This window comes from Achromobacter sp. 1011811831 (assembly GCF_059760905.1).
Map to the genome: position 1 here is coordinate 85408 of NZ_JCBANG010000007.1, position 13133 is coordinate 98540.

The window sequence follows — 13133 nt, forward strand, 5'->3', positions numbered from 1 at the left end:
CCTTGGTCGGTTGAATACGGTGGCTATGCGATCTTGTGCGCCATGACGATACCCGGTCCGCGCGCGGATGGGTATCGAACACCGTATGGCCGGCCGGGGATTGCCGGGGCTCGTCGGGCGGACAAGGCCCCTGCCCGCCTCATGCGATGGCGCGCGGCCGCGCCGAGCGCAGCCAGCACACCAGCGTGCAGCCCATCAGCAGAAAGCCGATGTAGCCGTAGATGGGATAGACCACGCCGACCAGCTTGATGAAGCCGACGAAGCTGCCGGCCAGCGCGGCGATGCCGGCGACGGTGGTGCCCAGGCGGAACGGCGCGCCGCCGGCCGGCAGAATGCGGGCGACGAAGGCGTACAGCATGCCGACGGCGGTGTTCAGGATCATGCCGAAGATGGCCAGGGACATCAGGTGGCCCAGTCCCGGCGAGATCTGCGTGGCCAGCGCCAGCATGGGCATGGACACGCCGCCCAGGGTGTCGATGCGCAGGTACATGGCGGCGCCGATCAGCAGCATCAGGATGCCGAGCAGCACGCCGCCCAGGACGCCGCCCCACAGCGCGTTGCGGCGCGAGCTGGCCTGGCCGCCCATGATGACCAGGAACGGCATGCCGGCGACGATGTTGTAGGACACGTACAGGAAGGCGGCCACCAGCCACTGGCTGGCGCCGCGCGGCTGCTGTTGCGCGGCGGCCAGCAGCACGTCGTGGCTGGCGTGCGGGGTGCTGACGACATAGGCGGCGACCACGACGGTCAGGAACACCAGCAGCGGCGTGACGGCGCCGATGAAGGCGATGACCTGGCGCACGTCCAGGCACACGATCAGCACGGTGGCGACGGTGGCCAGCACGCTGCCCCAGGCTTCGGGCAGGCCCAGCCATTGCTGCAGCAGCGAGCCGGCGCCGGCCAGCATCACGACCGTGATGGCGAACAGAAAGAAGGTGATGAGCAGGTCGAACACCATGCCCAGGTGCCGGCCCAGCAGGGCCTGGACGACTTCCTTGTGCGATTGCGCCCGCAGGCGCTGGCCCAGGGTCGAGAAGACCATGGACAGGAAGACGAAGGTCAGGCCCGCGACCACGCAGCCGATCAGGCCGTAGACGCCGAAGCTGGTGAAGAATTGCAGGATCTCCTGGCCCGAGGCGAAGCCCGCGCCGACGATCACGCCGACGAAGGCGCCGGCTATCTTGCTGATTTCCTTGAACGCGCTCATGCATGTCTCCGGTTTGTACTTGTGTATGTACTTATAGGTATGTACTGATGCGCTGCGGGCGCCCGCGAGCGTGGCGGGCGGTCCCCGGGGTTTGCGTGCCGTCCGTTGTTTATGGATGGCGCGCCGACGCCGGTTCGGCACGGCTCGCGGACATGCGTCGGCGCCTGGGCGCGGCTCGCGGCTCGCGGAAGCGGGCCTGCGGTCCTTGCGCGGGCATGACGCAATAATTCTCGAATAAGAAAATTATCGGATTCGAGAATATTCCACGCAAGCGTTCCGGACTCGGGGTTTTCCCACGGTAGGCAAGGACCCATTCGAGCGCTTGGATGGACGCCCGGCGCGGCACGACTTGCCGCACGGGCCAGGACTTGCAGTCCGGCCTCGGTCGCGCAATGCGCGCCCTGCTCTGCCGCCAGGATCGTTGTGCAGGCGCTTCCCGCACGGGCCCGTCATCCGGCCGCACTACAATTCCCCACTTCGACCCCAGCCCGGCGTCCGCCGATCCCGACGCGCTTCGGAGACGCGCCGCCTGTCACGCAAGGACTGATATGCCCGCAACGATGGCCTGGCCGATACGCGCCGCCCGCGCGCTGCTGTGTGCGCTGGCCGGCCTGATCCCGCTTGCCGCGCAGGCCGCCCCGCCCACGCTGGCGCAATGCCATGGCATCAAGGACCTGGCCTTTGTCGCGCACCTGGACGACGACCTGCTGTTCATGAACCCGGATATTGCCTCGAACATCGAGGCGGGCGGCTGCGTGCGGCTGGTCTACATGACCGCCAGCGACGCCGGCGAGGGCGACGGCTACATGCTGGGCCGCGAGCGCGGCGTGCGCGCGGCCTATGCCTACATGGCGCATCAGCCCGATGAATGGAAGGAAGACACGGCCGTGGCCGGCGGGCACACGATCGCGCGCTTCACGCTCAAGGGCAACCCGCGCGTGCAGCTGTGGCACATGCGCCTGAAGGATCCCTGGCTCGGCCAGGGCTGGGGCAGCCTGACGCCGCTGAGCCGCGTCGAGTCCGAGCCCGGCCAGAGCGCCGACACGCTGGGCCCGCATGCCGAGCGCTACACCCGCCCCGATCTGGTCGACACGCTGGCCGACCTGATCCGCCAGTACGCGCCGACCACGGTGCGCCACCTGGACGACACCATCAGCGTGCCCTACACGCAGCTGTGCTGGCGCTGCGCGGGCCACGGCCATCCCGACCATATCGCCAGCGCGCGGCTGGTGCGCGAGGCCATGCTGCGCGTGCCCGGCAATTACGCCGAGGCCGGCTATATCGACTACCCCAGCCAGGAACGCGCCAGCAACCTGGACCCGGCCGAGATCGCCGGCAAGTCCGTGATCTTCCAGCACTACGCCTGGAACGACTACCACTACTGCGCCGGCCCGAGCGGCTGCAAGGAGCCGGCCGGCCCGGCCGCCGCCTGGGTGCAGCGCGCCTATTACGTGTCGCGCCAGGACATCACGCCGCAGCTGTACGCCGACGGGCGCGGCGGCCTGGTGGTGTTCGCCGCCGGCGAGACCAATGCGGCCGTCAACCGCTGGGACTCGGGCCAGCGCCGCTGGCAGAGCCTGGGCGGCCGCACCAACGGGCCGCTGGTCAGCTACACCCATGCCGACGGCACGGCGGGCCTGATGGCGCGCGATCCGCTGGGCGGCGTGTGGGCTAACAAGCAGCGCCATGACGGCACCTGGCAAGGCTGGCAGGCGCTGGGCGGCATGCGCGTGGCGCAGATTCCGGTGGTGGCGCCGCAGGGCGACGCGGCCGCCGTGGCGCTGGGCTACGACGGCCAGCTGCACTGGATCGCGCCGTCGGGCATCGACGGCAGCTGGGGGACGTGGCAGTCCCTGCCGGCGCTGGACGGCGTGACCGGCTCGCCGGCCGCGGCGCGCGCCGCCGACGGGCGCTATGTGATCCTGGCCGCCACCTCGGCGGGCGCGCTGTACTACACGCGCCAGCTGCCGGCTCCCAAGGGCAAGGCGCCCGAGTGGCAGGACTGGCGGCGCGTGCCGGCGCCGCAGGCGGCGGGCGGGCTGGCGGCGATCCGCGACCACGAGCGCCGCGTCGAGCTGTATTTCCGGCAGCGTGGCGACAATCATCTGATCCGGCTGGTGGAGGCCGGCGACACCAGCGATATGAGCATGGACTGGAGCGAGCCGGCCGACCTGGGCGTGTCCTATGTCGGCCGCCCGGCGGTGGGCGTCGACGCGCAGGGCAATGTCATGCTGGCGATCCTGGAACGTCCGGGCGGCGCGCTCTGGCTGGTCGAGCGCGGCAAGCCGGCGAAGCTGGACGCGCTGGCCGCGTCGCCGCCCGCCTTGAGCGTGATCGGCGACACGGTGTACATCGTCGCCCGCGCCGCCGGCGCGCCGCAACGCTACCAGGTGCTGTCGCGCCATGGCGGCGCCTGGGCGGCCAGCCTGACGCTGGACGGCGTGCCCGCCAGCGGCGGCGGCCCTTTCAATGCCGTGGCGGCGCGGCCGGCCGACCTGCCCAACCTGGGCGCGGGCGGGCCGAACCATGCGGTGGTGCTGCGCCCTTCGCCGGACCGCCCCGGCACGCTGGCCGTCGAGCGCATGCCCAGCCAGGCCTCGCGCACGGCCGAACCCACTTCCACGAACTGAGTCCGCCCATGTCGTCCTCGCTTCCCGCGCCCGGCGCCGTGCTGCTGCTGATCGACCTGCAGCAGGCCATCGATCATCCCAGCTGGGGCCAGCGCAACAATCCCCAGGCCGAGACGCAGATCGCGCGCCTGCTGGCGCACTGGCGCGGCCAGGGCTGGCCGGTGTGGCATGTGCGCCATGATTCCACGCATCCGCAATCGCACTACCGGCCGGGCCAGCCGGGGCATGCCTTCAAGCCGGAAGCCCTGCCGGCGGCCGGCGAGCCGGTCATCGGCAAGCAGACCAACAACGCCTTCATCGGCACCGGCCTGGAACAGCGGCTGCGCGACGCGGGCCACGACGCCCTGGTCGTCGTCGGCGTCATCACCAACAACTCGGTCGAGGCCACGGTGCGCATGGCGGGCAACCTGGGTTTTCAGACCTGGCTGGTGGCTGACGGCTGTTTCACCTTCGGGCGCAAGGACTGGAACGGCGCGCCGCGCGGCGCGGACGAGGTGCATGCCATGTCGCTGGCCAACCTGGACGGCGAATACTGCATGGTGGTCACGGCCGAGGCGCTGCTCGGCCGCTTTGCCTGAGCGTGACGGCTAGGGCTGGGCGGACGCCGGCGACGCGTCGCGCGGCACATTGCCGATGGCTTTGTTGATCGTGACATAGCGCGTGGCCAGCCGCCCTACGCTGGCGGCCAGGTCGCGCCGCGCCCGCAGATAGCGCCGCTGGCTGTCCAGCGCCACGGTGTAGTCCACCGCCCCGCCCTCGTAACGCGCCAGCGCCAGCCGGTAAGCGTCGTCGGCGCTGCGCGCGCGCTCGGCCAGCTGCCGGGCCTGCTGGCGTTCGGCCGTGTAGGCGTTGAGCGCGTCGTCGATCTCCTGCCAGGCCTTGAGCACGGTCTGCTGGAAGTCGACCGCCGCTTCCTGCTGCTCCAGCTTGCGCAGTTCCACCACGCTCTTGCGGCGGCCATGGTCGAACAGCGGCAGGCTCAGGCTGGGGCCGATGGACCAGGCCCGGCTGCCCCAGTCCGAGAACTCGCCGCTCAGGTACGACTCCAGGCCAAGATGCGCGCCCAGGCGGATGCTGGGATACAGGTCGGCCTGGGCCACGCCGATGTTGGCGGTGGCGCGGTGCAGCCTGGCTTCGGCGGTGCGAATGTCGGGCCGGCGCCGGGCGACCTCGGACGGCAGGCCCAGCGCCAGGTCGGGCAAGGCCGGCGCGCAGGTGGTGGTGGTGGTGGTGGTGGTGGTGGCGCTGGTGCTCTTGGCCGCGCCTTTGCCCCCGTCCATATTGATGCTCGCGCTCGTCTCCCGACCCGCCAGCTCGTCGCGCAATGCCCCCGGCCGCTCGCCCAGCAGCAGCGCGATCTGGTTGATGCTGGCCGCCGCCTGCGCCAGCAGCGGCGGCAGTTGCGCGCGGGTATCGGCCAGGTCGGCGCGCTGCTGCTCCAGGTCCAGCTGGCCCACCGTGCCGCCTTGGGCTCGCGCCGCCAGGATGCGCATGCGGTCTTCGAGCGCGGCGATGTCCTCGCGCGCCAGCCGGATCTGGCGCTGGGCGGTGCGCAGTTCGAAGTAGTTGCGCGCCACGTCGCTGGCCAGCGTCAGCCGGGCCAGGTCCAGCAGCGCGGCCTGGCGGACGACGTCGGCGTCGGCCGCCTCGATGGAGCGGCGCACGCGGCCCCACAGGTCCAGTTCCCAGGACGCGTCGAAGCCGGCCTGATATAGCGTGAAAGGCTCGCTCAGGGCCTTGGCCAGCGTCTCGCGGTCGCCGCCGATGGCGTCGATCATGCGGGTGCCGGCGCCGTACTCGCTCTGCCGCTGGCGCGTGATGCCGCCGCTGGCGTCGATCTCCGGCGCGCGCTGCGCGGCGACGCCGCGCTGGACCCGCGCCTGCGCATAGCGCAGCGCCGCGGTGCGCAGGTCGGGACTGGCGGCGACGGCGCGCTGCTGCAACTGGTTCAGCACGGGGTCGCCGAACGCCAGCCACCATTGCGAGGGCAACGCCGGCGTGGCCGCCAGCGGCGCGCGCAGCGCGTCGTCGGCGCTGCGCCAGCTGTTCCAGTCGTCGGGCGCCGCCGTCTCGGGCCGCGTGAAATCCGGCCCCACGGCGCAGCCGGCCAGCGCGAGCGCCAGCGCGCAGGCGGTCAGGACGAGACGCGGGGAACACGGAAAAACGCGCCGGAGAGAATGGGATGAATCGGACATGGCGATACTCGATGTCAGGACATGCGGTTGCGGAACAGCCACGCGGCCAGGGGCAGCGTCACGGCGGCCAGCAGCAGCAAGGGGATGAAGTCGACGCCGATCTCACGCCAGCCCGCGCCTTCCAGGTAGACGCCGCGCACGATGTTCATGCCGAAGCGCAGCGGATTGACGTAGGTGGCGAGCTGCAGCGCCTCGGGCATGTTGCGCACGGGCGTGAGCAGGCCGGACAGCAGCATCAGCGGCATGATCACCAGGAAGGTGTAGAGCATGGCCTGCTGCATGCTGTTCGACAGCGCGGAAATCGACAGCCCCACGCCGACCACGGCGATGTTGAAGCTGAGCAGCCCGAAGTACAGCAGCCACACCGAGCCGTTCATCGGTATCTGGAACCAGAAGCGGATGATCAGGAAGATGATGGTGGACTGGATCAGTCCCACCAGGATGGCCGGCAGCGCCTTGCCGATCAGGATCTGCATGGGCGTGAGCGGCGTGACCAGCAGCTGGTCGAAGGTGCCCTGCTCGCGCTCGCGCGCCACCGACAGCGCGGCCAGCAGCAGGGTTTGCAGCATGCTCAGCGCGGCGATCAGGCCCGGCATCAGGGTCCAGCGCGATTCCAGGTTGGGGTTGTACCAGGCGCGCCGTTCCACGGTCACGCCCGGCGCCTGGGCGCCGTGCCGCGCGTTGAAGTCGGCCACGATGGACGCCAGGTAGCCGCCGGCGACGCCGGCGGTCGAGGAATTGCGGCCGTCCAGGATGACTTGCAGCGGCGCGCGCTGCCCGGCCGCCAGCCGGTCCTGGAAGTCGGCGGGAATGCTGATCACCATCAGCGCCTTGCCGGCGTCGATCTGGCCCGCGATCTGGTCGGACGAGGTCAGCGTGGCCGCGCGCGTGAAAACGCCGGCGCCATCCAGCCGCGCCAGCAGTTCGGTCGATGCCGCGCTGCGGCTCTGGTCCAGCACCGCGTAGGGCGCGTGGTTCAGGTCGTAGGTGGCGCCGTAGCCGAACAGCAACGCCTGCATCAGCGCCGGCGCGAACAGGATCACTCGGCTGGACGGTTCCTTGATGATGGCCAGCAGTTCCTTCAGGATCAGCGCGCCGATCTGGGCCAGGGTTGCGATGAGGGCAGGCATGGATCAGTCCAGTTTCTTCTTCAGCGTGCGCCGGGTCGCCCAGGCCAGCGCCAGCGCGTAGCCGCACAGGATGGCCGAGCTGCGCAGGATGGCGGGCCAGTCGTTGCCGGCCAGGAACAGCGTCTTGATCAGGCCCATGAAGTGCGTGGCGGGCAGCACGTAGCTCACGGCCTGCACGACCGCCGGCACGTTGCGCAGGTCGAACACGAAGCCGGACAGCATCATCGCCGGCATGAAGCTGGTCAGCAGCGCGATCTGGCTGGCCTGGAACTGGTTGCGCGTGACGCCCGAGATGAACAGCCCCAGCAGCAGCGAGACGGTCAGGTACAGCATCGAGCCCAGGAAGATGATGAGCAGCGAGCCGCGCATCGGCACCTCGAACAGGAAGCGCGCCGCCAGCAGGCACAGCAGCAGATCAATGGCGCCGATGGCCAGGTACGGCGCCAGCTTGGCCAGCACGAGCTCGCCCGGACGCACCGGCGTCACGAACAGCGATTCCAGCGTGCCGCGCTCCCACTCGCGGGCGATCAGCAGCGAGGTCAGGAAGGCGCCGATCAAGGTCAGCACCAGCACCAGCAGGCCGGGCACCAGGTACCAGGTACTGATGCCCGCCTCGTTGAACCACATGCGCTGCACCACCTCGACGCCTGCGCCGGCCGGCTTGCCGCCGGCGCGCTCGGCCTGGCGCCGGGACCAGAGGCCGATGGCGCCGCCGACATAGCCTTCCAGCGTCTGCGCGGTGGTGGAGTTGCTGCCGTTCAGCACCAGCTGCACGCGCGCGCCGCCGCCCTGCCCCGCCGCCAGGCGGCGCGAGAAATCCGGCGGCACGCGCACGATGGCGTCGACCTCGCCCGCGCGCAGCAGCGCCTCGGCCTCGGGCATGTTGGCGCTCCAGGACGGCGCCAGGTAGGCCGTGCCCCACAGCCCCTGGACCGCCTCGCGCGCGCCGGGCGAGGCGTCTTCCATGACCACGGCCAGCGGCGCGTGCTTGACGTCGAACGACAGGCCGTAGCCGAACAGCAGGATCAGCGCGGCGGGCAGCAGCAGGCCCACGGCCATGTTGCTCTTGTCGCGCAGCATCTGCCGCACTTCCTTGCGCAGCAGCGCCAGGAAGCGGCGCAGGAATCCGGCCCCGCTCATGCCTGGCCTCCGGCGGCGCGGGCGCGGCCCTGCTCGACGATGGCGATGAAGGCGCTGTTCATGTCGGCCGCGCCCGCGCCGCCGGTCTGGGCGCGCACCGCCCGCGGCGTGCCCAGCGCCAGCATGCGGCCCGCGTCCTGGATGGCGATGCGGTCGCAGTATTCCGCCTCTTCCATGAAGTGCGTGGTGATGATGATGGTGACGCCGCTTTGCGCCAGCGCGGTAATGGTGCGCCAGAACGCGCGCCGCGCCAGCGGGTCGATGCCGCTGGTCGGTTCGTCCAGGAACAGGATCTCCGGCTCGTGCAGCAGGCCGGCCGCCATGGCCAGGCGCTGCTTGTAGCCGCCGGGCAGCAGGCCGCTGACCGCCCGGGGGTCCAGGCCGAACTGGTCCACCATCGCGGCCACGCGCTGGCGCCGGGCCTGGCCGCGCAGGCCGTAGGCGCCGCCGAAGAATTCCAGGTTCTCGCGCACGGTCAGGTTGCCGTACAGCGCGAACTTCTGCGACACATAGCCGATGCGCCCGCGCGCCTGGGCGCGGGCCGTGCGCAGGTTCAGGCCCGCCACTTCCAGATGGCCGCTGGTGGCGGGCAGCAGCCCGCACAGCATGCGGAAGGTGGTGGTCTTGCCGGCGCCGTTCGGCCCCAGCAGGCCGAAGATCTCGCCGCGCGCCACTTCGAACGAGGTGCTGGCCACGGCGGTGAAATCGCCGAAGCGGCGCACCAGGTCGCGCACCACGATCGCCGGGCCGTCGCCGCCGTTCCTGGCGGGCGCGGCGGCCTGCGCCATGTCGTCCGCCCGTCCTTGCGCCATACGCGGCGCGGACGCGCCGGCGTCCTGGTGCTGGCGCAGCATCATCATGAATGCGTCTTCCAGCTCTTCCGGCCGCGCCTGGCGCGCGACGCCGCCCAGCAGCGCGTCCAGCGCGCGCGGATCCGCGTCCGGCTGGCGGATGTAGCGCACCGCGCCGCCCTTGGGCACCGCGTCCACGATCAGCGTGTCGGCGTCGATCAGGCGCGCCTGCAGGTCGCGCGCGGGCGTGTCCGGCGGCGGCGTGGCGGTAAAGGTCAGGCCGCGCGCGCGCGCCGTCAGGCGGGCCGGCGCGCCTTCGGCCAGCAGGCGGCCTTGGTGCATGACGAAGACCTGGGCGCAGCGCTCGGCCTCGTCCATGTAGGCGGTGCTGACGATCACGCTCAGGTTCTCGTCGTCGATCAGCTGCCGCACGATCTTCCACAGGTCGCGCCGCGACAGCGGATCGACGCCCACGCTGGGCTCGTCCAGCAGCAGCAGGTCCGGCGAGCGCACCAGCGTGCAGGCCAGCCCCAGCTTCTGTTTCATGCCGCCGGACAGCTTGCCGGCCGGGCGGCCGGTGAAGCGCGCCAGGTCGGTCATCTCCAGCAGGCGGGCATAGCGTTCGCGGCGCGCCGCCTGCGGCACGCCGTGCAGGTCGGCGTACAGGTCCAGGTTCTCCTGCACGCTCAGATCCTCGTACAGGCCGAAGCGCTGCGGCATGTAGCTGATGCGGTCCTGCACCGCCTGCGGGTCGCGCGTCACGTCGATGTCCAGCACCCGCAGCGCGCCGTCGTCCGGCCTGAGCAGCCCGGCCAGCATGCGCAGCAGCGTGGTCTTGCCGGCGCCGTCCGGGCCGACCAGCGCGGTCAGCTCGCCCGGCCTTATGCGCAGCGACACGTCGTCGACCGCACGCAGCAGGCCGCCGCCGGGCGCCTCGAAGGTCTTGCGCAGGCGCTCGGCGACCACCGTGGCGCTGGCCTCGTTCATTGCGCGGCGTCCGGGGCCATGCGCACCGTGGCCGGCTGCCCCAGGCGCAGCGCGTCCTGCGGGTCGTCGACCCGCACGCGTACTTCGTACACCAGGCTGGTGCGCAGCTCCTCGGTCTGGACCGCCTTGGGCGTGAACTCGGCCACCGACGAGATGTAGCCGACCTTGCCGGCGATGGGCTTGTCGGGCTGGCTGTCGGTCTGGACCCGGGCCGCCATGCCCGGCTTGACCTTGCCCAGGTCGGCCTCGCCCACGTAGATGCGAACCCACTTGGGCTGCGCCAGCGCCAGCGCGTAGACCGGCCGCTGCGGCGTGGCCATGTCGCCCGGCTCCAGCAGGCGCGAGCGCACCACGGCGTCGGCGGGCGCTTTCAGCTCGCCTTGCGAGATCTGGTGCCGCAGCAGCGCCAGCTGGGCCTGCGTGGCCTGCAGCTGGGCCTCGGCGCCAGCGATGTCTTCCTTGCGCGGGCCTGCCTCGGCCAGGCGCAGCGCTTCGCGCTGTTCGTCCGCCTGGGCCTGGGCCACCTGCGCGGCGCTGCGGGCGCGGTCCATGTCCTGGGCGCTGACGCCGCGCCCTTGCGTGTTGGCCGCGATGCCGCGCAGCCGCGCCAGGTCCTGCCGGGCGCGCGCCGCGTCGGCCTGCGCGGCGACGAGCCGGCTGCGCGCCTGGGCGATTTCCTCGGGACGCGAGCCGTTGCGCAGGCGCAGCAGCGTCTGTTGCTGGGCGTCCATCTGCGCCCGCGCCTGGTCGGCCTGCAGCGCCAGCGTGCGCGTGTCCAGCACCGCCAGCACGGCGCCGGCCCGCACGCGGTCGCCCTCTTCGGCGCGCAGTTCCTGCACGCGGCCATTGCCGTCGAAGGCCAGCGAGATCTGGCGGATGTCCACGTTGCCGTAGTAGACGAGATCGCCGCCGCTGTCGCGCTGGCTGTAGCGCCAGCCGCCCCAGGCGGCAAGCGACAGGGCCGCGACGGCGGCGATGAGGATGATGGGCTTTTTCATGGCGGGGATTCCCGGGGGGCCGGGCGGTGGCGGGCGGTTCGCGTTCGGCGTTGGGGTCGGGTCGACGAATAAATTCTAAATTTAAATTGAATTTAAAGTCAACGTCGCGCAAAATTGCGGCGTACCCCAACACGGCAGGAATTCAGGATTCATGAAAAAGGCAGCCCGCGCGCCACGCCCCGACGGCGAAGCGACCCGCGCACGGATACTCGAGGCGGCCGGCGAACTGTTCGCCGCCCATGGCTACGCCGAAACCGCCAGCAAGGCCATCGCCGCGCGCGCCGAGGTGGACCTGGCCTCGATCAACTATCACTTCGGCAGCCGCAGCGGGCTTTACCAGGCCGTGCTGGCCGAGGCGCACCGCCGCCTGATGGACGTGGCCGACCTGCAGCGGCTGGCGCAAAGCCGGCTGGCCGCGACGGACAAGCTGCGCGCGGTGATCGGCCATCTGGTCGGGAACGCGCTGAGCGGCGCCGAGAACTGGCACATCAGCGTGCTGACGGCGGAAATACTCGCGCCCTCCTCCCATATCCAGGTGCTGTTCGAGTCCGAGATCCCGCAAAAGATCGCGGTGGTCATGGCCATCGCCAGCGACATCAGCGGCATTCCCCAGGACGATCCCGCGCTGCAACGCTGCCTGCTCAGCGTCATCGCGCCCTGCCTGTTGCTGCAGATCGGCCGGCGCGGCGTTCCCGGGCCGGTGCAGGCGATGCTGCGAATGCCCGCCGAGACGCTGGTGGACCACCTGAGCCGCTTCGCGATCGCCGGGTTGGAAGCCATCGGCCGCGACTACGCCGGCAGCGCGCCCGCCCGCCGCAAGAAGAAATAGCCGCGGATGCGTGCGACGATCCTGACCAAGAGCTGAACATTTGCTCGCATCAGCGCCGATACGGGCGCATCGTCAGGCGACGGTATCGAACGACCCCGTGCGCGGCGGCTGCCCCTCGCGCAGATAGCGCGTCAGCAACACGCCGCCCGGCGTGCTGGCCGCGTGCGCCAGCTTGAACGCCGATGGCTGCGCATCGTCGCCGAACATGCGCCGGCCGCGTCCGAACATGACCGGATAGACCAGCAGCCACAGATCGTCCACCAGGCCCGCCGCCAGCAGCTGGCGCACCATGTCGCCGCTGCCGAAGGTCAGCAGGTCGGGGCCGTCCTGGCGCTGCAGCGCGCGCACCGCGTCGACCAGATCGCCCCGCAATGCCTGGCTACCGCGCCAGGGCAGCGCCTCGGGCCGGTGCGTGGCCACATGCTTGGTCGCGCCGTTCAGGCGGTCGGCCAGATGGCGGGTGGGGGAATCGGCCGGGATGTGCGGCCAGTGGCCCGCGAAGATGTCGTAGGTCCGGCGGCCCAGCAGCAGCTCGAACGGAGCCGCCATCAGGTTCCGCACATGGCTGCCGATGGTCTCGTCGGCGTAGGGCACCATCCAGCCGCCATAGGGAAAGCCGCCGCTGGTGTCTTCCTGCGGTCCGCCGGGAGCCTGGACGACGCCGTCCAGGCTGATGAAAGTCGAAACGACGAGCTTGCGCATGCTGTTCTCCGGTTGGCGGGCCCGACGGGCCCTCTGTCACGACGAATCAACTGCCCTGGAATCGACACAAGGTCACAAATATCGTCATCCGCGCACACCCGGCAACGCCCGATACGGCCGGTCACCAGCGCGCAAACATCGGTCACGCGAAAGCTGTTTCGGAACGATTACAGCGCCGAACATCCTTCGGGGAAGGTGGCCTAATTCCTGTGAGCGCAAAAACCGGCGCCGCTCGCGCGCCGGACGCTCGCAGGAGCCACGAACATGGAAACCCTCTCCCACACCCCGCACACCGCGCATACCGGGCACGCTTGCCGCCCCGCCGAGGGAGACCGTCTTGCGCCCACGGAAACCCGCCCCTCCATGAAGAAGCGCCTGGTGCTGGTGCTTGCCCTGGCCAGCATGCTGGGCGGATGCGTGGTGGTGCCGGCGCGGCCGGCCTACTACCGGCCGGCGCCGAATTACTACTATTACCCCGCCTACCCCGGGCCGCACTACTATTATCGTCACGGCTATTGAACCGC

11 protein-coding genes are annotated in these 13133 nt (G+C 70.8%); 4 read left to right on the forward strand and 7 right to left on the reverse strand.

Going from position 1 to position 13133, the window contains the following annotated elements; translation table 11 throughout:
• Positions 1–139: 139 nt before the first annotated feature.
• Entirely contained in the window at positions 140–1207 is a 1068-nt protein-coding gene (locus AC6LJ9_RS04875) for a YkvI family membrane protein (RefSeq protein ID WP_498146644.1), read from the reverse strand.
• A 548-nt stretch (positions 1208–1755) separates the two neighbouring features.
• Here AC6LJ9_RS04875 and AC6LJ9_RS04880 point away from each other — a divergent pair.
• Complete coding sequence (locus AC6LJ9_RS04880; RefSeq protein WP_498146645.1) at positions 1756–3837, forward strand: DUF8189 domain-containing protein; 2082 nt, start codon at positions 1756–1758, stop codon at positions 3835–3837.
• Positions 3838–3845: 8 nt separating this feature from the next.
• Positions 3846–4415 (forward strand): cysteine hydrolase family protein, encoded by a 570-nt coding sequence (locus tag AC6LJ9_RS04885; protein WP_212320633.1) that lies wholly within the window; start codon positions 3846–3848, stop codon positions 4413–4415.
• Between the two features lie 9 nt (positions 4416–4424).
• Here the strand turns inward: AC6LJ9_RS04885 and AC6LJ9_RS04890 are convergent, their stop codons facing one another.
• From AC6LJ9_RS04890 to AC6LJ9_RS04910, 5 genes are read right to left on the reverse strand one after another with little or no spacing between them, the layout of a single operon-like run.
• Positions 4425–6032: a TolC family protein gene (locus AC6LJ9_RS04890; RefSeq protein ID WP_498146646.1), complete on the reverse strand. Its 1608-nt coding sequence runs from the start codon at positions 6030–6032 to the stop codon at positions 4425–4427.
• A 14-nt stretch (positions 6033–6046) separates the two neighbouring features.
• Entirely contained in the window at positions 6047–7162 is a 1116-nt protein-coding gene (locus tag AC6LJ9_RS04895; protein ID WP_212320631.1) for an ABC transporter permease, read from the reverse strand.
• 3 nt (positions 7163–7165) lie between these two features.
• Complete coding sequence (locus AC6LJ9_RS04900) at positions 7166–8302, reverse strand: ABC transporter permease (protein WP_498146647.1); 1137 nt, start codon at positions 8300–8302, stop codon at positions 7166–7168.
• Complete coding sequence (locus tag AC6LJ9_RS04905) at positions 8299–10080, reverse strand: ATP-binding cassette domain-containing protein (RefSeq protein ID WP_498146648.1); 1782 nt, start codon at positions 10078–10080, stop codon at positions 8299–8301. Before AC6LJ9_RS04905 ends, AC6LJ9_RS04900 begins: the two co-directional genes overlap by 4 nt.
• Positions 10077–11078 carry an HlyD family secretion protein gene (locus AC6LJ9_RS04910; RefSeq protein WP_498146649.1) on the reverse strand — a complete coding sequence of 334 codons (1002 nt, stop codon included), beginning with the start codon at positions 11076–11078 and terminating at the stop codon, positions 10077–10079. Before AC6LJ9_RS04910 ends, AC6LJ9_RS04905 begins: the two co-directional genes overlap by 4 nt.
• Positions 11079–11229: 151 nt before the next feature.
• Here AC6LJ9_RS04910 and AC6LJ9_RS04915 point away from each other — a divergent pair, with 151 nt between their 5' ends.
• Positions 11230–11907 (forward strand): TetR/AcrR family transcriptional regulator, encoded by a 678-nt coding sequence (locus tag AC6LJ9_RS04915; RefSeq protein WP_498146650.1) that lies wholly within the window; start codon positions 11230–11232, stop codon positions 11905–11907.
• Positions 11908–11979: 72 nt separating this feature from the next.
• On the opposite strand, the gene AC6LJ9_RS04920 is transcribed toward AC6LJ9_RS04915, so the two are convergent.
• Entirely contained in the window at positions 11980–12609 is a 630-nt protein-coding gene (locus AC6LJ9_RS04920) for a dihydrofolate reductase family protein (RefSeq protein ID WP_498146651.1), read from the reverse strand.
• A 363-nt stretch (positions 12610–12972) separates the two neighbouring features.
• Between AC6LJ9_RS04920 and AC6LJ9_RS04925 the strand changes: the two genes are divergently transcribed.
• Positions 12973–13128 (forward strand): hypothetical protein, encoded by a 156-nt coding sequence (locus AC6LJ9_RS04925; RefSeq protein WP_199770848.1) that lies wholly within the window; start codon positions 12973–12975, stop codon positions 13126–13128.
• The last annotated feature ends 5 nt before the right edge of the window (positions 13129–13133 follow it).

Excerpts from the sequence above, each read along its gene's own strand:
- AC6LJ9_RS04875 (WP_498146644.1), bottom strand. The coding sequence starts at position 1,207 with ATGAGCGCGTTCAAGGAAATCAGCAAGATAGCCGGCGCCTTCGTCGGC.
- AC6LJ9_RS04880 (WP_498146645.1), top strand. The coding sequence starts at position 1,756 with ATGCCCGCAACGATGGCCTGGCCGATACGCGCCGCCCGCGCGCTGCTG.
- AC6LJ9_RS04885 (WP_212320633.1), top strand. The coding sequence starts at position 3,846 with ATGTCGTCCTCGCTTCCCGCGCCCGGCGCCGTGCTGCTGCTGATCGAC.
- AC6LJ9_RS04890 (WP_498146646.1), bottom strand. The coding sequence starts at position 6,032 with ATGTCCGATTCATCCCATTCTCTCCGGCGCGTTTTTCCGTGTTCCCCG.
- AC6LJ9_RS04895 (WP_212320631.1), bottom strand. The coding sequence starts at position 7,162 with ATGCCTGCCCTCATCGCAACCCTGGCCCAGATCGGCGCGCTGATCCTG.
- AC6LJ9_RS04900 (WP_498146647.1), bottom strand. The coding sequence starts at position 8,302 with ATGAGCGGGGCCGGATTCCTGCGCCGCTTCCTGGCGCTGCTGCGCAAG.
- AC6LJ9_RS04905 (WP_498146648.1), bottom strand. The coding sequence starts at position 10,080 with ATGAACGAGGCCAGCGCCACGGTGGTCGCCGAGCGCCTGCGCAAGACC.
- AC6LJ9_RS04910 (WP_498146649.1), bottom strand. The coding sequence starts at position 11,078 with ATGAAAAAGCCCATCATCCTCATCGCCGCCGTCGCGGCCCTGTCGCTT.
- AC6LJ9_RS04915 (WP_498146650.1), top strand. The coding sequence starts at position 11,230 with ATGAAAAAGGCAGCCCGCGCGCCACGCCCCGACGGCGAAGCGACCCGC.
- AC6LJ9_RS04920 (WP_498146651.1), bottom strand. The coding sequence starts at position 12,609 with ATGCGCAAGCTCGTCGTTTCGACTTTCATCAGCCTGGACGGCGTCGTC.
- AC6LJ9_RS04925 (WP_199770848.1), top strand. The coding sequence starts at position 12,973 with ATGAAGAAGCGCCTGGTGCTGGTGCTTGCCCTGGCCAGCATGCTGGGC.